General features: G+C 69.9%; 23 protein-coding genes. 1 reads left to right on the forward strand and 22 read right to left on the reverse strand.

Annotated features, from left to right (window positions below):
* Positions 1 to 38 precede the first annotated feature (38 nt).
* Positions 39 to 1184 (forward strand): S1C family serine protease, encoded by a 1146-nt coding sequence (locus tag LCC91_RS10045; RefSeq protein ID WP_043703709.1) that lies wholly within the window; start codon positions 39 to 41, stop codon positions 1182 to 1184.
* A gap of 33 nt (positions 1185 to 1217) precedes the next feature.
* Here the strand turns inward: LCC91_RS10045 and tatC are convergent, their stop codons facing one another.
* From tatC to mlaD, 22 genes are all read right to left on the reverse strand, one after another.
* Positions 1218 to 2012, reverse strand: coding sequence for a twin-arginine translocase subunit TatC (tatC, locus tag LCC91_RS10050; protein ID WP_143897336.1), 795 nt, complete (start codon positions 2010 to 2012; stop codon positions 1218 to 1220).
* A gap of 3 nt (positions 2013 to 2015) precedes the next feature.
* Positions 2016 to 2525: a Sec-independent protein translocase protein TatB gene (tatB, locus tag LCC91_RS10055; RefSeq protein ID WP_043703704.1), complete on the reverse strand. Its 510-nt coding sequence runs from the start codon at positions 2523 to 2525 to the stop codon at positions 2016 to 2018.
* 17 nt (positions 2526 to 2542) lie between these two features.
* Entirely contained in the window at positions 2543 to 2779 is a 237-nt protein-coding gene (tatA, locus tag LCC91_RS10060) for a Sec-independent protein translocase subunit TatA (protein WP_043703702.1), read from the reverse strand.
* Positions 2780 to 2898: 119 nt separating this feature from the next.
* On the reverse strand, positions 2899 to 3258 hold the full coding sequence (locus LCC91_RS10065; protein ID WP_043703700.1) for a histidine triad nucleotide-binding protein: 360 nt from the start codon (positions 3256 to 3258) through the stop codon (positions 2899 to 2901).
* Positions 3259 to 3273: 15 nt separating this feature from the next.
* Positions 3274 to 3636, reverse strand: a complete 363-nt coding sequence (locus LCC91_RS10070) for a DUF4870 family protein (protein WP_052231809.1) — start codon at positions 3634 to 3636, stop codon at positions 3274 to 3276.
* Between the two features lie 17 nt (positions 3637 to 3653).
* Positions 3654 to 4070 (reverse strand): phosphoribosyl-ATP diphosphatase, encoded by a 417-nt coding sequence (locus tag LCC91_RS10075; protein WP_043703699.1) that lies wholly within the window; start codon positions 4068 to 4070, stop codon positions 3654 to 3656.
* A 30-nt stretch (positions 4071 to 4100) separates the two neighbouring features.
* Positions 4101 to 4496 (reverse strand): phosphoribosyl-AMP cyclohydrolase, encoded by a 396-nt coding sequence (gene hisI, locus LCC91_RS10080; RefSeq protein ID WP_043703697.1) that lies wholly within the window; start codon positions 4494 to 4496, stop codon positions 4101 to 4103.
* A gap of 153 nt (positions 4497 to 4649) precedes the next feature.
* Positions 4650 to 5453, reverse strand: coding sequence for an imidazole glycerol phosphate synthase subunit HisF (gene hisF / locus LCC91_RS10085; RefSeq protein WP_043703694.1), 804 nt, complete (start codon positions 5451 to 5453; stop codon positions 4650 to 4652).
* A 4-nt stretch (positions 5454 to 5457) separates the two neighbouring features.
* Complete coding sequence (gene hisA, locus LCC91_RS10090) at positions 5458 to 6198, reverse strand: 1-(5-phosphoribosyl)-5-[(5-phosphoribosylamino)methylideneamino]imidazole-4-carboxamide isomerase (RefSeq protein WP_043703692.1); 741 nt, start codon at positions 6196 to 6198, stop codon at positions 5458 to 5460.
* A gap of 9 nt (positions 6199 to 6207) precedes the next feature.
* Complete coding sequence (gene hisH, locus LCC91_RS10095; RefSeq protein WP_043703691.1) at positions 6208 to 6900, reverse strand: imidazole glycerol phosphate synthase subunit HisH; 693 nt, start codon at positions 6898 to 6900, stop codon at positions 6208 to 6210.
* Between the two features lie 31 nt (positions 6901 to 6931).
* Positions 6932 to 7549, reverse strand: a complete 618-nt coding sequence (hisB, locus tag LCC91_RS10100) for an imidazoleglycerol-phosphate dehydratase HisB (RefSeq protein ID WP_043703690.1) — start codon at positions 7547 to 7549, stop codon at positions 6932 to 6934.
* Positions 7546 to 8643 carry a histidinol-phosphate transaminase gene (hisC, locus tag LCC91_RS10105; protein ID WP_043703689.1) on the reverse strand — a complete coding sequence of 366 codons (1098 nt, stop codon included), beginning with the start codon at positions 8641 to 8643 and terminating at the stop codon, positions 7546 to 7548. The genes hisB and hisC overlap by 4 nt, the downstream gene beginning before the upstream one ends.
* The gene (gene hisD / locus LCC91_RS10110; RefSeq protein ID WP_052231808.1) at positions 8640 to 10034 is read right to left on the reverse strand and encodes a histidinol dehydrogenase; all 1395 of its coding nucleotides are present in this window, start codon (positions 10032 to 10034) and stop codon (positions 8640 to 8642) included. The genes hisC and hisD overlap by 4 nt, the downstream gene beginning before the upstream one ends.
* 76 nt (positions 10035 to 10110) lie before the next feature.
* Entirely contained in the window at positions 10111 to 10791 is a 681-nt protein-coding gene (gene hisG / locus LCC91_RS10115; protein WP_043703687.1) for an ATP phosphoribosyltransferase, read from the reverse strand.
* The gene (murA, locus tag LCC91_RS10120; RefSeq protein ID WP_043703685.1) at positions 10788 to 12062 is read right to left on the reverse strand and encodes a UDP-N-acetylglucosamine 1-carboxyvinyltransferase; all 1275 of its coding nucleotides are present in this window, start codon (positions 12060 to 12062) and stop codon (positions 10788 to 10790) included. The genes hisG and murA overlap by 4 nt, the downstream gene beginning before the upstream one ends.
* A 10-nt stretch (positions 12063 to 12072) precedes the next feature.
* A complete protein-coding gene (locus LCC91_RS10125) occupies positions 12073 to 12321 on the reverse strand; it encodes a BolA family protein (RefSeq protein WP_043703684.1) in 249 nt (82 codons plus the stop codon).
* A 49-nt stretch (positions 12322 to 12370) separates the two neighbouring features.
* Entirely contained in the window at positions 12371 to 13126 is a 756-nt protein-coding gene (locus LCC91_RS10130; protein ID WP_043703682.1) for an ABC transporter permease, read from the reverse strand.
* Positions 13123 to 14061, reverse strand: coding sequence for an ABC transporter ATP-binding protein (locus LCC91_RS10135; protein ID WP_043703681.1), 939 nt, complete (start codon positions 14059 to 14061; stop codon positions 13123 to 13125). Before LCC91_RS10135 ends, LCC91_RS10130 begins: the two co-directional genes overlap by 4 nt.
* A gap of 12 nt (positions 14062 to 14073) precedes the next feature.
* Entirely contained in the window at positions 14074 to 14367 is a 294-nt protein-coding gene (locus LCC91_RS10140) for an STAS domain-containing protein (RefSeq protein ID WP_043703679.1), read from the reverse strand.
* A 4-nt stretch (positions 14368 to 14371) separates the two neighbouring features.
* Positions 14372 to 15028, reverse strand: coding sequence for an MlaC/ttg2D family ABC transporter substrate-binding protein (locus LCC91_RS10145; RefSeq protein ID WP_082007748.1), 657 nt, complete (start codon positions 15026 to 15028; stop codon positions 14372 to 14374).
* Positions 15029 to 15130: 102 nt separating this feature from the next.
* Positions 15131 to 15844, reverse strand: coding sequence for an MlaA family lipoprotein (locus LCC91_RS10150; RefSeq protein WP_043703677.1), 714 nt, complete (start codon positions 15842 to 15844; stop codon positions 15131 to 15133).
* The gene (gene mlaD, locus LCC91_RS10155) at positions 15841 to 16311 is read right to left on the reverse strand and encodes an outer membrane lipid asymmetry maintenance protein MlaD (RefSeq protein ID WP_043704110.1); all 471 of its coding nucleotides are present in this window, start codon (positions 16309 to 16311) and stop codon (positions 15841 to 15843) included. Before mlaD ends, LCC91_RS10150 begins: the two co-directional genes overlap by 4 nt.
* Positions 16312 to 16328 lie beyond the last annotated feature (17 nt).

Below are 16328 nucleotides of genomic sequence, written 5' to 3' on the forward strand. Positions count from 1 at the left end.
GGGGCAATTGCCGCGCATCGGCCGCCCTGCTCGCCCCCATGAAACGTCTCTGGCTGTTGTTTTCCCAGACGGTGACCGTGCTGCTGGCGGTCTGGTTTGTGGTCGCCACGCTCAAGCCGCAGTGGCTGAGCCAGCGCCCGCGGCTGGCCAGCGTCGTGCCGGTGTTCGAGGTCGAGCCCGATACCCGCAGCCCGGTGATCGCCGGCAACAGCCTGAGCGCCGCCGCGCGCGCCGCGGCACCGGCGGTGGTCAGCATCAGCACCAGCAAGGCGGCGCCCCACCCGCACGCGCAAGAGCCGTGGTTCCGCTTCTTCTTCGGCGACCGGCCGGAGGTCGAGCCGCAGACCGGCCTGGGCTCGGGCGTGATCGTCAGCCCCGCAGGCTACATCCTCACCAACCACCACGTGATCGAGGAGGCAGACGAGATCCTGGTGCAGCTGAGCGACGGCCGGCAGGCGCCGGCGCGCGTGATCGGCACCGACCCCGAAACCGACCTCGCCGTGCTGCGCATCGAGCTGTCGGACCTGCCGGTGATCGTCCTCGGCCAGTCGGAGTCGCTGGAGGTGGGCGACCGGGTGCTCGCGATCGGCAACCCGTTCGGCGTCGGGCAGACGGTGACGGCCGGCATCGTCAGCGCGCTGGGGCGCAGCCAGCTCGGCATCAACACGTTCGAGAATTTCATCCAGACCGACGCGGCGATCAACCCCGGCAACTCCGGCGGCGCGCTGGTCGACGCCGAGGGGCACCTGATCGGCATCAACACCGCGATTTACTCGCGCTCGGGCGGTTCGATGGGCATCGGCTTCGCGATTCCGGTCGCGACCGCGCGCGAGGTGATGGCGGCGATCGTGCGCGACGGTGCGGTCACGCGCGGCTGGATCGGCGTCGAGCCCCGCGAGCTCACCCCCGAGCTGGCCCAGCACTTTGGCGTGCCCGCGTCGCAGGGCGTCGTGGTCACGGGGGTGCTGCAGGGCGGCCCGGCGGACCAGGCGGGCATCGTGCCCGGGGACGTGATCACGCGCGTGGGCGACACGCCGATCCGCAATGTGCCGGGGCTGTTGTCGGCCGTCGCGGCGCTGCGCCCCGGTGAACCGGCGGCGCTGGAGGTGCTGCGCCGCGGCAGCCCCCGCACGCTCACCGTGGTGCCCGGACGGCGCCCACCGGCAGGGCAGCGTCAGGACTGAAGGGTATCGGCCACCGGGGCGTTCGCCTTCGCGTCAGGACTGATCGGCGTCGGCTGCCGAGGCCTCGGTCTTCGGCTTCGTGCTCGCGAACCAGCGCGAGCCCCAGATGCCGATTTCGTACAGCAGGCACATCGGGATGGCCAAGGCGAGCTGCGAAATGACGTCCGGGGGCGTGACGATCGCCGCGATGACGAACGCAATGACGATGAAGTAGCCGCGGAAGGACTTGAGCTTTTCCACCGTCACCATTTCGAAGCGCACCATCAGCATCACGACCACCGGGACCTGAAACGCCAGTCCGAACGCGAGGTAGAGCGACAGGATCGCCTCGACGTAGGACGCGATGTCCGGGGTGGCGTTGACGCTCGCCGGCGTGAAGCCCTGGATGAAGGCGAACATCTTGTCGAGCACGAAGAACTGCACGAACGCGATGCCCAGGTACGCCAGCGCGCTGCCGATGACGATGAGCGGCAGCGCAAAGCGCTTCTCGTGGCTGTAGAGGCCCGGTGCCACGAAGGCCCAGATCTGGTAGATGACCCAGGGCAGCGCCAGCAGCAGCCCCGCCATCATCAGCACCTTGAGCGGCACGAAAAACGGCGTGAAGACGCCCACCGCGATCAGCTTGACGTCCGGCGGCATGTGGGCGCGGATCGGCACGGCGATCCAGTCGATGAGGCCGCTCGGACCGGGCCAGATGGCCAGCAGCACCATCGCCGCCCCGACGCCGTAGAGGGCGTACAGGATGCGGTCGCGCAGCTCCATCAGGTGCGCGACGAACGGCTGCTCGGTGCCGGCGAGTTCGTCGGCAGGGTCTTTCGGGTCGGCCATGGCTCAGCGCTGCACGGACTTGGGACGGTAACGCGCCACACGCGCCGCACCGGACAGCGCCCGGGTGCGCACGCCGGCGCGGGCCTTGTACCACTGGGGCACGGCCTGGCGCTTGAGGCGGAAGTTCTTTTTCGGTCGGCGGTATTGCGGATAGACCGGCGAGCCCAGCGACGACAGCGCGTCCTGCGTCGCGGGGTCCGGGCCGCCGGTGCTGGCCGACGCACCGTCGAGCCCCGCGGTCACCTCGGACCACTCGCGCTCGAATTCGGCGGCGGTCGAGCTGACCTGGGTCTCGACCTCGCGCGCGGCCTTTTCGACCGACTCTTTCATCCGTTTGAGCTCTTCGAGCTCGATGGTGCGGTTGACCTCGGCCTTGACCTCGGCGACGTAACGCTGCGCCTTGCCCAGCAGGGCGCCGACGGTGCGCGCCACACGCGGCAGCTTTTCCGGCCCGATGACGACGAGCGCCACCACGCCGATGAGGGCGAGCTTGGATATCCCGAGGTCGATCATGCGCTACGCGACCGCGATCAGGACTTGGTCTTGGCGTCGACGTCGATGGTGGTCTTCTCGGCCGCCTTGTCCTGGCCGACCTGCGCGGTGGCGGTGGTCGCGGGTTCGGACTCGCTGCCGGTCTTCATGCCGTCCTTGAAACCCTTGACGGCCGCGCCGAGGTCCGAGCCGATGTTCTTGAGCTTCTTGGTGCCGAAGACCAGCACCACGATCAGCAGCACGACCAGCCAGTGCCAGATGGAAAAACTGCCCATGAAAGTCTCCAACGACGGGGCAGCCAGCCCCGATGCCTGGGTTTAGAGGAGAGGACACCCGCCCCGGTTCAGCGGGGCGCGACAGCCGTGATTGTGCCCGAAACGGCCCGCGCGGCGTATCAGCCCTTGCGCCAGGGGCGCGGGCCGCCGATGACGTGCACGTGCAGGTGGTGCACCTCCTGCCCCCCGTGCTCGCCGGTGTTGCAAACGATGCGAAAGCCGCCTTCGGGATACGGCAGGCAGCCCTGCTCCAGCGCCAGCCGCGGCGCCAGCACCATCAACCGCCCCATCAGGCGCTCGTGCGCCGGCGTGAGCTGCGCCATCGACGGAATGTGTGCCTTGGGCACGATGAGGAAGTGCACCGGCGCCCACGGATGGATGTCGTGAAAGGCGTACAGCTCGTCGTCCTCGTACACTTTGCGGCTCGGGATCTGGCCGGCGATGATCTTGCAGAAAATGCAGTTCGGATCGTGTGTCATGGGGTCTCGTGGACATCAAACGGGCATGGGCTTGCGGTCGTTCCAGTACAGCACGCCCTTGACCAGCCGGTAGAGCGACCACACCGCGGCCGCGAGCAGGATCAGCGCGCCGACCCCGAACCAGATCGTCGCCACGCCCAGCAAGGCCCACAGCAGGCTCCACCAGAAGGTGCGGATCTGCCACGTGAAGTGGCTCTCGTAGAGGGTACCGGCCGCGTCCTCGCGCTTGACGTAGTTGACGATGATGGCGATCAACGCCGTCACCGCGACGAACCACGACGCGCCGTAGAGGATGTAGATGATCAGCGTCAGCCGCCGCAGGCTCGCGAGCTGCTCGGGGCTGCGGGGCGTGAGGTCGATAACGCGCGGATCGTCCATGCGGGGCTCCTGGGGTGTCAGCCGGCGGCGGTGGGCGGCACCGATGCGGCGACCTCGCGCTCGCGCGCCTTGCGCAGCGCCTTTTCCTCCAGACCCGACAGCCCCTCGCGCCGCGCCAGCTCGGCCACCACGTCCGCGGGGCCCAGGCCGAAGTGCGCCAGCGCAATCAGGCTGTGAAACCACAGATCGGCCACCTCGCCCACCAGTGCGCCGTGGCTGCCGGCGCCGTGCTGCAGGTCTTTGGCGGCCATCACGACCTCGCCGGCCTCCTCGGGGATTTTTTTCAGGAACGCGTCCGGCCCCTTGTGCAGCAGCCGCGCGACGTAGCTGCGCTCCGGGTCACCGCCCGCGGCGGGCTTGCGGCTCTCGATGACGGCGGCCAGGCGCAGCAGGGTATCGAGCGGCGGGGTATCGGCGGGCGGGGTGTCGGGCATGGCTCAGTGGTCTCGGCGGTCTCAGCGGTCTCAGCGGTAGATGGTTTCGGGGTCTTTGAGCACCGGATCGACGGCCTGCCAGCGGCCGGTGGCGACGTCCAGCCGTTGGAAGAAACAGCTGTGCCGCCCGGTGTGGCACGCGATGCCCGGCACGTGCCCGAGTTGCGTCACCTGCAGCAGCACGACGTCGCCGTCACAGTCGAGGCGGATTTCGTGCACCTGCTGCACGTGGCCCGACTCCTCGCCCTTGAACCACAGGCGTCGGCGCGAGCGGCTGTAGTAAACGGCCCGCCCGGTCTCCGCGGTCTTTTGCAGCGCCTCGCGGTTCATCCAAGCCATCATCAGGATGTCGCCGCTGCCGCGCTCCTGCGCGATCGCCGGCACCAGCCCGTCGGCGTCCCAACGCACCTCGTCCAACCAGTTCATGGAGCGCTAGCGTATCACGTCCGGCGCACGCGGCGCGACACACGCCAGCCGCCCGCGCAAGTGAAGAACATGCGCAACGACCGTCATGCGGAGAGCGACGCGCACCCCACCGCGGATGATCCTGCGCGCTGCCTCAACGCTCGCGCCGGTCCGTCACCCACGGCGCACCGGAATGCCCGCGTCGGCCAGCCGCTGCTTGGCCTGCGCAATGGTGTAGGTGCCGTAGTGGAAGATGCTGGCCGCGAGCACCGCGTCCGCCCCGCCCAGGCGGATGCCGTCGACCAGGTGATCCAGGTTGCCGACGCCGCCGGAGGCGATGACCGGCACGTCCACCGCATCGCTGACCGCGCGCGTGAGCGCCAGGTCGAAACCGGCCTGGGTGCCGTCGCGGTCCATGCTGGTGAGCAGGATCTCGCCCGCGCCCAGCGCCGCCATCCGGCGCGCCCACGCGACGGCGTCGAGCCCGACGTTCTTGCGCCCGCCGTGCGAGTACACGTCCCACCCCGGCCCGATGGGCCCGCCGTCCGGCCCGGGGCGCGCCTCGTCGGCGGGGGTGCGGCGTTTGGCGTCGATCGCCACGACGATGCACTGCGAGCCGTACTTGGCCGACGCGTCGCGGATGACCTGCGGGTTGGCGATCGCCGCGGAGTTGAAGCTGACCTTGTCCGCGCCGGCGTTGAGCAACCGGCGCACGTCCTCGACCGTGCGCACGCCGCCGCCAACGGTCAGTGGAATGAACACCTGCGAAGCTACCGCCTCGATGATCGGCAGGATCAGGTCGCGCCCGTCGCTGGTGGCGGTGATGTCGAGAAAGGTGAGTTCGTCCGCGCCCTGCTCGTTGTAGCGCGCGGCGATCTCGACCGGGTCACCGGCGTCGCGCAGATCGACGAAGTTGACGCCTTTGACGACGCGCCCGCCGGTGACGTCCAGACACGGGATGATGCGCTTGGCCAGCATCGCCTCAGGCACTCAGCTCGTCGGCCAGCCGCAGCGCGGCGGCAAAGTCCAGCTCGCCGCTGTAGATGGCGCGGCCGCAGATCACGCCCTCGACCCCCTCGGACTCGACGGCGCACAGCCGCCGCACGTCCTCCAGGTTCGACAGGCCGCCGGAGGCGATCACCGGGATGGACAGCGCCTGCGCAAGCCGCACCGTGGCGTCGATGTTGATGCCGGTGAGCATGCCGTCGCGGCCGATGTCGGTGTAGATCACCGCCTCCACGCCGTAGTCCTCGAACTTGCGGGCCAGGTCCACGACCTCGTGGCCGGTGAGCTTGCTCCAGCCGTCGGTGGCGACCTTGCCGTCCTTGGCGTCGAGCCCGACGATGATGTGGCCGCCAAACGCCGTGCAGGCGTCCTGCAGGAAGCCAGGGTTCTTGACCGCCGCCGTGCCGATGATGACGTAGCGCAGCCCCGCGTCCAGATAGCGCTCGATGGTGTCGAGATCGCGGATACCGCCGCCGAGCTGCACGTCCACCTCGTCACCGACCTCGCGCAGGATGCTGCGGATCGCCGCCTCGTTCTTCGGCTTGCCGGCGAACGCGCCGTTCAGGTCCACCAGGTGCAGCCGCTGCGCCCCCAGGTCGACCCAGTGGCGCGCCATCGCGGCCGGGTCGTCGCTGAACACGGTGGACTGCTCCATGTCGCCTTGCTTGAGGCGAACGCACTGGCCGTCTTTGAGGTCGATGGCGGGGATCAGCAGCATGGCGTCGGGTCAGGGGTTCCAGTGCAGGAAGTTGCGGTACAGCGCCAGCCCGTGCGCGGCGCTCTTTTCAGGGTGAAACTGGGTGGCAAAGAGGTTGTCGCGTGCGATCGCGCTGGCGAAGCGCACGCCGTACTCGGTCTCGCCGACCGCATGGGCCGGGTCGACCGGGTGCGCGTGGTAGCTGTGCACGAAGTAGAAATAGCTGCCGTCCGGGATACCGGCCCACAGCGGGTGCGCGCGCGGTCGCTCGGCAGCGCCGTGCTCCAGCCCGTGCCAGACGCGGTTCCAGCCCATCTGCGGCACCTTGTAGCGGCTGCCGTCGGGCTGGCGTTGCCCCTCGAGGCAAAAACGCCGCACCCGCCCCGGGATGAGCCCCAAGCCCGGCGTGTCGCCCTCCTCCGAGTGGTCGAGGAGCATCTGCATCCCCACGCACACGCCAAAGAGCGGCTTCGTGGCCGCGGCGTGCAGCACCGCCTCGCGCAGGCCGCTGCGCTCGAGCTCGGCCATGCAGTCGGGCATGGCCCCCTGGCCCGGCAGGACGACGCGGTGCGCGTCGCGCACGACTTGGGGGCTGGCGGTGACCACGACGTCCACGTGATCGGTCGCCAGCGCGGCGTGGATGACCGCCTGCGCCACCGAGCGCAGGTTCCCCATGCCGTAATCGACGACCGCGACCGTCTCGCGCTTGACCTGACTGTTCATCGTGACCGATCGGGGGGCGGCACGCACCGGCTCACAGGCTGCCTTTGGTCGAGGGCACGACGTCCCCGAGACGCGGATCGCGCTCCAGCGCGGCGCGCAGCGCGCGCGCAAACGCCTTGAAGATCGTCTCGCACTGGTGGTGCGCGTTGTGGCCCTTGAGGTTGTCGATATGCAGCGTCACGCCCGCGTGGTTGACAAAGCCCTGGAAAAACTCGTGCACGAGCTGCGTGTCGAACTGCCCGATCATCGCCGCGGTGAAGCGCACGTCCATGAACAGGCCCGGCCGGCCGGAAAAATCGACCACCACGCGCGACAGCGCCTCGTCCAGCGGCACGTAGGCGTGGCCGTAGCGGCGGATGCCGCGCTTGTCGCCCACGGCGCGCGCCACCGCCTGTCCGAGGGTGATACCGACGTCCTCCACCGTGTGATGCCCGTCGATGTGCAGGTCGCCGCGGCACTCGACGTCCAGATCGATCAGCCCGTGGCGGGCGATCTGGTCGAGCATGTGATCGAAAAAGCCGATGCCGGTGTCGAGCCGGCTGCGCCCGCTGCCGTCGAGGTCGACGCGCACGCGGATCTGGGTTTCGGCCGTCACGCGCTGCACGTCCGCGGTGCGGGCGGCGGCGCTCGGAGCTGGCAGGGTGGTCATAGCGAAGGCGGCAGCGCCGCGAGCAGCGCGTCGTTTTCGGCGGGCGTGCCCACGGTCAGCCGCAGACAGTTGGCGAGCAACGGGTGCATTGTAGAAACATTCTTGACCAGCACGCCGCGCGCGCGCAAGCCGGCGAACGCCCGTGTGGCGTCCGGCACACGCACGAGGATCATGTTGGCCTCGCTCGGGTAGACCTGCACGCCCGGCAGCGCCGCGAGCGCCGCCATCAGGCGCGCGCGCTCGGCGCGGATCGCGGCGGCCTGTTCGGCAAAGACGTCGGCGTGCTCCAGCGCAAACAGCGCACACTCCGCGTTGAGGGCGCTGACGTTGTAGGGCGGGCGGACCTTGTCGAGCTCGGCGACGAGCGGCGCCGCGCCGATCAGGTAGCCCAGCCGCGCACCGGCCAGCCCGAACTTCGACAGCGTACGCATCACCAGCACGTGCGCGTGCGCGGCCGGGTCGGCGCGCCACTCGTCCAGCCAGGTGTGGCTCGCGAACGGCTGGTACGCCTCGTCGACGACGACCAGACCGCCCACGTCGCCCACGGCGGCGATCAGGCGGCGCATCACCGCCGGGTCCCAGCGGTTGGCGGTGGGGTTGTTGGGGTAGGCCAGGTAGGTGATGGCGGGGCGCACGCGGGCGATCGCGTCCCGCATCGCGGCCTCGTCGAGCGCGAAGTCGGCGGTGAGCGGCACGCCGTGGAACGCCAGCCCCTGCAGCTGCGCGCTCATCGCGTACATCACGAAACCGGGCACCGGTGCGAGGATGGCCGCACCGGGGCGGTCGCACGCCAGCGCGAGCAACGCGATGAGCTCGTCCGACCCGTTGCCCAGCATCAGCGCGGCGCCGGGCGGTAAATCGACATACGCGGCCAGCGCGCGCTTGAGGTCCTCGACGCGCGGGCCGGGGTAGCGGTTCACCGGCACGCGCCCCAGCCGCTCGCCCAGCGCACGCTGCAGCGCCTCGGGCAGCGGATAGGGGTTTTCCATCGCGTCGAGCTTGATGAGGCCCGTCGCGTCCTGAATCGCGTAGGCGTGCATGCCCTGCACGTCGTCGCGAACACGTGCCAGCGCCCGCTGGAGCAAATCGGTCATTGCGCGCCCTCCGCGCCCCCTGCGCGCTGCCCCCCGGAAACGGCCGCGTCCGGATGGCCGGCCCCGTGCAGCCGCAGTTCGGCCGCGCGGGCGTGCGCGGTCAGCCCCTCGCCATGCGCCAGCACCGACGCGATACGCCCCAGCGTCTGCGCGCCGTCGGCACTGACGGCGATGAGGCTGGAGCGCTTCTGGAAGTCGTACACGCCCAACGGGCTGGAAAAGCGCGCGGTGCCGCTGGTAGGCAGCACGTGGTTGGGCCCCGCGCAGTAGTCGCCCAGGCTTTCGCTGGTGTAGGCCCCGAGGAAGATCGCCCCGGCATGGCGCAGCAGCGGCTCCCAGCGCTGCGGCTCGGCGCTGGCGATCTCGAGGTGTTCCGGCGCGATGCGGTTGCTCAGCTCGCACGCTTCGGCCATGCTGCGCGTGCGGATGAGTGCGCCGCGGCCGTTGAGGCTGCGCGCGATGATCGCCGCACGTGGCATCGTCGGCAGCAGCCGGTCGATCGCCGCCTGCACGGCGTCCAGGTACGCGGCATCCGGGCACAGCAGGATGGACTGCGCCAGCTCGTCGTGCTCGGCCTGGCTGAAGAGGTCCATCGCGACCCAGTCGGGCGGCGTCGTGCCGTCGGCCAGCACGAGGATTTCGCTCGGCCCGGCGATCATGTCGATGCCGACGGTGCCGAACACGTGCTTCTTGGCACTGGCCACGTAGGCGTTGCCGGGGCCGGTGATCTTGTCCACCTTGGGCACCGTGGCGGTGCCGTAGGCGAGCGCCGCCACCGCCTGCGCCCCCCCGATGGCAAAGGCGCGATGCACCCCGGCGACGTGGGCGGCGGCGAGCACCAGCGGGTTGCGCTCGCCGCGCGGCGTGGGCACGACCATGACGATCTCGGGCACGCCCGCGACGTGGGCGGGAATGGCGTTCATCAGCACGCTCGACGGGTACGCGGCTTTGCCGCCCGGCACGTAGAGGCCCACGCGGTCCAGCGGCGTGACCTTCTGGCCCAGCAGCGTGCCGTCGGTGTCGCGGTACTGCCACGACCGCCCGCAGGCGTCGAGCTGCGCCTCGTGGTACCGGCGGATGCGCGCGGCGGCCTGCTGCAGCGCGTCGCGCTGCGCGGCCGGGATCGCTTCGAACGCGGCGCGCAGTGCCTGCGGGCCGATCTCGAGCTCGGCGACGCTCGCCGCCTCCACGCCGTCGAAGCGGCGCGTGTACTCGAGCACCGCGGCGTCACCGCGAGCGCGCACGTCGGCCAGGATCTGCGCGACGCGCGCCTCGATCTCCGCGTCGGTCTCGGCGGACCAGTGCAGCCGCTCGGCGAAGCGCGTGGCGAAGTCCGGTTCGGTCGTGTCCAGCCGCAGCGGCCGGGCACAGGGCATCTCGGGCGTGGTCATGGTGCGTCAATTGTCGCAGGAGTCGCCGCTGGCGGGCGCGGGCGCACGATGGAAAGCACCGATCGCCGCGATCGCATCAGGCCCCGCGGGCGCGCACCGCTTCGCGGAACGCGTCGATAATCGGGCGAATGCGCGCCCCCTGCACCTTCAGCGCGGTCGGGCGCACGACCAGTTGCGACGAGATGTCCATGATGCGCTCGACCTCGACCAGGCGGTTGGCCTTGAGCGTGTTGCCGGTGGAGACCAGATCGACGATGGCGTCGGCCAGGCCCGTCAGCGGCGCGAGTTCCATGCTGCCATAAAGCTTGATCAGGTCCACGTGCACGCCCTTGCTGGCGAAGAACTCGCGCGCGATCGCGACGTACTTGGTCGCCACGCGCAGGCGCGCGCCTTGGCGCACCGCGCGGGCGTAGTCGAAATCGGCCGGCACCGCCACGCTCATGCGGCAGCGCGCAATCCCCAGGTCGAGCGGCCGGTACAGCCCGGCGCGCGCCGCGCCGCCCCACGCGGCGTCGTGCTCGATCAGCGTGTCCTTGCCGCACACACCGAGGTCGGCCCCACCGTGCTCGACGTAGGTCGGCACGTCGGTGGCGCGCACCAGCACCACGCGCACGTCGGGCCGGTTGGTCGGCAGGATCAGCTTGCGCGAGGTCTGCGGGTCTTCCAGCACCTCGATACCGGCGGCGCGCAGCAGCGGCAGCGTCTCGTCGAAGATACGGCCCTTGGACAGGGCCAGCGTCACGGTGTCGGGGCTCATGCGATCCTCTCGATGTCGGCGCCCAGCGCGCGCAGCTTGACCTCCATCTGGTCGTAGCCGCGGTCGAGGTGGTAGATGCGGTCGACCACCGTCTCGCCCTCGGCCACCAGCCCGGCGATGACGAGGCTGGCCGAGGCGCGCAGGTCGGTCGCCATCACGGTCGCGCCGGACAGGCGGGCGCCCCCCTCGACGAACGCGGTGCGCCCGTCGATGCGGATCTGTGCCCCCAGCCGCACCAGCTCCTGCACGTGCATGAAGCGGTTCTCGAAGATGGTTTCGGTCACCGCGCTGGGCCCCTGCGCGATGGCGTTGAGCGCCATGAACTGGGCCTGCATGTCGGTCGGAAAGCCCGGATACTCGGTGGTGCGAAAGCTCTGCGCCTTCAGCGCCGCACCGCCCGGCGAGTGCACACGGATCCCGTCCGCGGCCTCCTCGACGGTCACACCCGCATCGCGCAGTTTGTCGATCACCGCATCCAGGTGATCCGCGCGCGCGGCGGCGAGCCACGCCTCACCGCCGGCGGCTGCCACCGCGCACAGAAACGTGCCGGCCTCGATGCGGTCTGCGACGACGGCGTGCTCGGCACCGTGCAGCGCCTCGGCGCCTTCGATCACGATACGACTCGTGCCGTGCCCCTCGATGCGCGCGCCCATGCAGATGAGCAGCTCCGCCAGGTCCACCACCTCGGGCTCCTGCGCGGCGTTCTCCAGCACGGTCTGCCCTTCGGCCAGCGTCGCGGCCATCATCAGGTTTTCGGTGCCGGTGACGGTGACCATGTCGGTGGTGATGCGCGCTCCGCGCAGCCGCGAGCGCCCCGCCGGCAGCCGCGCGACGATGTCGCCGTGCTCCACGGCGATTTCCGCGCCCATCGCCTGCAGCCCTTTGATGTGCTGGTCCACCGGGCGCGAGCCGATCGCGCACCCGCCGGGCAGCGACACGCGCGCGTGCCCGCAGCGCGCCAGCAGCGGCCCGAGCACGAGGATCGACGCGCGCATGGTCTTGACCAGCTCGTACGGCGCCACCGGATCGAGCGGCCCCGCGGCATGCAGCGTCATGCCGCCACGCTCGCCGTGCGTTTGCACCGCCACGCCCATGCGCTCGAGCAGCGTGCGCATCGTCGCCACGTCGCGCAGCCGCGGCACGTTGCGCAGCGTGAGCGCCTCCTCGGTCAACAGCGCCGCGCACAGCTCGGGCAGCGCCGCGTTCTTGGCGCCGGAAATCGTGACCTCGCCGCACAGTCGTCGTCCACCACGGATCAGAAGTCGGTCCATCGCCGCAGCCTCAGCGTGTGCCGGCGCGCGCGCGCCATTCGTCCGGGGTGTAGGTCTTCATCGACAGCGCGTGCACCTCGTCGTTGTGGATGCGCTCGCCCAGCGTCGCGTAGACCATCTGGTGGCGCTGGATCGCGCGCCGCCCCTCGAAGGCGGGGGAGACGATCACGGCGGCCCAGTGCCGCCCGTCGCCGGTGACCTCCAAGTGGTCGCACGGCAGGCCGGCGGCAATGAGCGAGCGCAAGTGTTCGGCGGTCATCATGGTCAGGGCAACAGAAATAACGGACGCGCCCGGTGGATCCAGGCGTTCAGTGACGCAGTTTGTAACCGGTGCGCAGCAGGTACAGGGTCAGCGCCGCGACGGCGGTGAACGTCGACGCCACCACCGCCAAGCTCAGCCACGGCGAAACGTCGCTGACCCCGAAAAACCCGTAGCGCGCGCCGTCGATCATGTAAAAGAATGGGTTCAGGTGGCTCACCCCCTGCCAGAACGGCGGCAGCGAGTGGATCGAATAGAACACGCCCGACAGGAACGTCATGGGCATGATGACGAAGTTCTGGAACGCGGCCATCTGGTCGAATTTTTCCGCCCACAGACCCGCGATCACCCCGAGCGCCCCCAGCAGGCCCGCCCCCAGCACCGCGAACACCGCGATCCACAGCGGGTGGGCAAGACGCAGATCCGCCGCCCACGCGGTGACCAGCAGCACGCCGGCACCAACGACCAGCCCACGCAGAATGGAGGCCCCCACATAGGCGCCGAACCACGCCCAGTGCGACAGCGGCGCCACCAGCACGAAGACCAGGTTGCCCATGATCTTGCTCTGGATCAGGCTGGAGGAGCTGTTGGCAAACGCATTCTGCAGCAGGCTCATCATTGCGAGCCCCGGCAGCAAAAAGGCGGTGTAGGACACGCCGTCGTAGACCTGCACGTGTTCCTCCAGCACGTGGCCGAAGATCAGCAGGTACAGCATCGCGGTCACGATGGGCGCGGCCACGGTCTGGAACGCCACCTTCCAGAACCGCAGCACCTCCTTGACGAACAGCGCGCGCCAGCCACTCATGCCGACACCTCCTGCGCGGACCGGGTCGCCGGGGCGGTGGCCATCAGCTCCAGGAACACGTCTTCCAGATCGGCCTTGTGGACCTCGATATCCTCCATCACGACGCCGGCCTGGCGCAACGCGGCCAGCGTCTGCTCGACCTCGTAGGCGTCGTGCACCTTGATCTGCGCAATGCGCCCGGTGACGCGCGCGCGCGCCGCGATCGCAGCGGGCAGCGCCTGATCGGTCTTGAAGCGCAGCACGTTGGCCGACGCGCGGCGCAGCAGGTCGGCGGTGCGCTCCAGCGCCACCACGCGCCCACCCCGCAGCATCGCGATGCGGCTGCACAGCGCCTCGGCCTCTTCCAGATAGTGCGTGGTCAGCAGCACGGTGCAACCGTCACGGTTGAGCCGCGACACGAAGGCCCACAACCCCTGGCGCAGCTCGACGTCGACGCCGGCCGTGGGCTCATCGAGCACGATCACGCGCGGCCGGTGCACCAGCGCCTGCGCCACCATCACGCGCCGCTTCATCCCGCCGGAGAGCGCGCGCATGTTGGTGTCGGCCTTGTCGGTCAGGCCCAGGCCGGCGAGCAGCTCGTCGATCCAGTCTTCGTTGCGCCGGATGCCAAAATAGCCGGACTGGAACCGCAGCGCCTCGCGCACGGTGAAAAAGGGGTCGAACACCAGCTCCTGCGGCACCAGCCCCAAGTCGCGGCGCACACGCATCGGCTCCGCGTGCACATCCGAGCCGAACACCGCGACCGCCCCTTGGCTGGGACGGCTCAGTCCTGCGAGGATGCTGATCAGCGTGGTCTTGCCGGCACCGTTGGGCCCGAGCAAGCCGAAAAACTCGCCCGGCTGGATGTCGAACGTGACGTCGTCCAGGGCCTGCAGCGGCCCGCGCGGCGACGCGAACCGCTTGCTGACGTGCGCGAAAGTGACAGCGGCGGACATAAACCCGCCATTCTACGTCGGCAGCAGCTCCGCCACCCCGTACACCTGTGCAAGCGCCTGGAGCCGCTCGGGCAGACGGCGTACGTGCCAGTCGCCACCGCGCGCCAGCACCTCGCGCCGCAGCGCGAGCAGCGCCGCCAGCGCGGACGAATCGAACACCTGCAATGCCCCGGCATCGACCGCCACCGCGGCCCCGGCGGGCACGGACGCGAGCGCGCGCCGGCACTCGGCCAGATAGGCCTCGGCCTGCGCGTGGGTCAGGGTCGCCGGCAGCGCCGGCAGATCGACGAAGCGCCCCTCAGCCATCGCGTCACGAGCGTTGCGCGTTGGCGCGGTTGCGCTCGGCCAGCGCGGCGATCAGCCCGTCGATCCCCTTGGCGTTGATCTCCTGCGCGAACTGGGTGCGGTAGGTCTCGACGAGCCAGACCCCCATCACGTTGAGGTCGTAGACCTTCCAGCCCGCGGGCGTCTGCTCCAGCCGGTAGTCGAGCTGGATCGGCTCGCCCCTGCCGCGGATTTCGGAGCGCACGACGACCTCGGACGCCCCGGCGGCCGCACGGCTCGGCTTGACCACCAGCGTCTGGTCGCGGATCTGCGTCAGCGCCCCGGCGTACGTGCGCACCAGCAACGTTTTGAACTCCGCCTGCAGCCGCTGGCGCTGCTCGGGCGTGGCCTGACGCCAGAAGCGCCCGACGGCCGACGCGGTCATGCGCTCGAAATTGACGTGCGGCATCAGCAGCGTGTCGACGAGCTGCGTGATGCGCGCCAGATCCCCGTTGCGGATCGCGGCGTCGCGCTTGACGGCGTCGAACACCTCGCCGGCGACGCGCTGGATGAGCGCCTCGGGCGCTTCGGGTTGGGCCTGCACGGCGGACACCCACCACGGCAGCGCGAGCGCCAAACCGGCACCGCGCAACCAGCGGCGCCGGGCCACCGAAACCGGGGAAGACAGGGATGCGTGTGTCATGCTTCGTTCGAATCGCGGGCGGGCCTGGCGGTTTCCGCCCCGTTACCAAGGGTTACGATCCACCCACCGCGGCGGCCAACGGCGCGCGCGCGGCGTCATGCGTCATTCCTCCTCGCCCCGCGCGGCGTCGATCTGCCGCTGGCGGCGTGCCAGGTAGGCATCGCGGGTGAAGCTGTACTTGTCCAGCGCCGCTTCTTCCAGCAGCTCGCCGGCGCGCAGCACCGAAGCGCGCGTGTCGACGATGCGCAGCGCCTGCGTCGTGTTGCGCGTCGGGATATCGTCGATGCCCTGGCTGACCGGATCGCCCTGGCGGTCGACGGGCAGCGCCACCGTCTCGCGCACCGTCGACGGCCCGAGCAGCGGCAGCACGACATACGGCCCCGGCGGCACGCCCCAACGGCCCAGCGTGTGGCCGAAATCGAGCGTCGTGCGGGGGATGCCCATCTCGGTCGCGAGGTCGAGCACCCCCCCGAAACCGAGGACGGTGTTGACGCTGAAGCGCATCGCGTTTTCCGCCGCAGGCTGCAGCCGCGCCTGCAGCAGCGCGTTGACGGCGGACCACAGGTCGCGCCAGTTGCCAAAGAGGTTGCTGACCCCCGTGCGCACCGGTCGCGGCACGGCCGCGACGTAGCCCTCGGCCACCGGTTTGAGGACCGCGCGGTCGACCGCGTCGTTGAACTGGTACACGCCCCGGTTGAGGGGCTCGAGCGGATCGCGCGGGTTTGCATCCGGCCCCGTGGCACAGCCGGCGAGCAGCGCGAGCGCCGCGCCCCCCGCCACGAGGCGCGCGCCCTGTCGTGACAGCATGGCCTTCATTTCGTTTCTCCGGCTTCTGCGGCCTTGTTGAACAGGAACTGCCCGATCAGGTTCTCCAGCACCAGGGCCGACTGGGTCTGTGTGATCACATCCCCATCGGACAAATTGGCATCGGTTCCACCGGGCTCAATGCCCACGTACTGCTCCCCGAGCAGGCCGCTGGTGAGGATTTTGAACGAGCTGTCCTTGGGGAAAGCATAGCGCGATTCGAGCGCGAGCACCACCCGCGCCTGATACGTTTTGTCGTCAAAGGCGATCGACTCGACCCGACCGACCACCACCCCGCCGCTGCGCACCGCGGCCTTGGGCTTGAGCGACCCGACGTTGTCAAACAACGCCGTCACCCGGTAGGTCGGCTCCAAGCTGAGATTCAGCAAATTGGCCGCCTGCAGGGCCAAAAACAGGATGGCTGCCGCGCCGATGAGCACGAACAAACCCACCCACACGTCGATTTTCGTTCGTTGCAGCATGGCCCAGCCTCTTT

Source organism: Tepidimonas taiwanensis (genome assembly GCF_020162115.1).
Classification (GTDB): Bacteria; Pseudomonadota; Gammaproteobacteria; order Burkholderiales; family Burkholderiaceae_C; genus Tepidimonas; species Tepidimonas taiwanensis.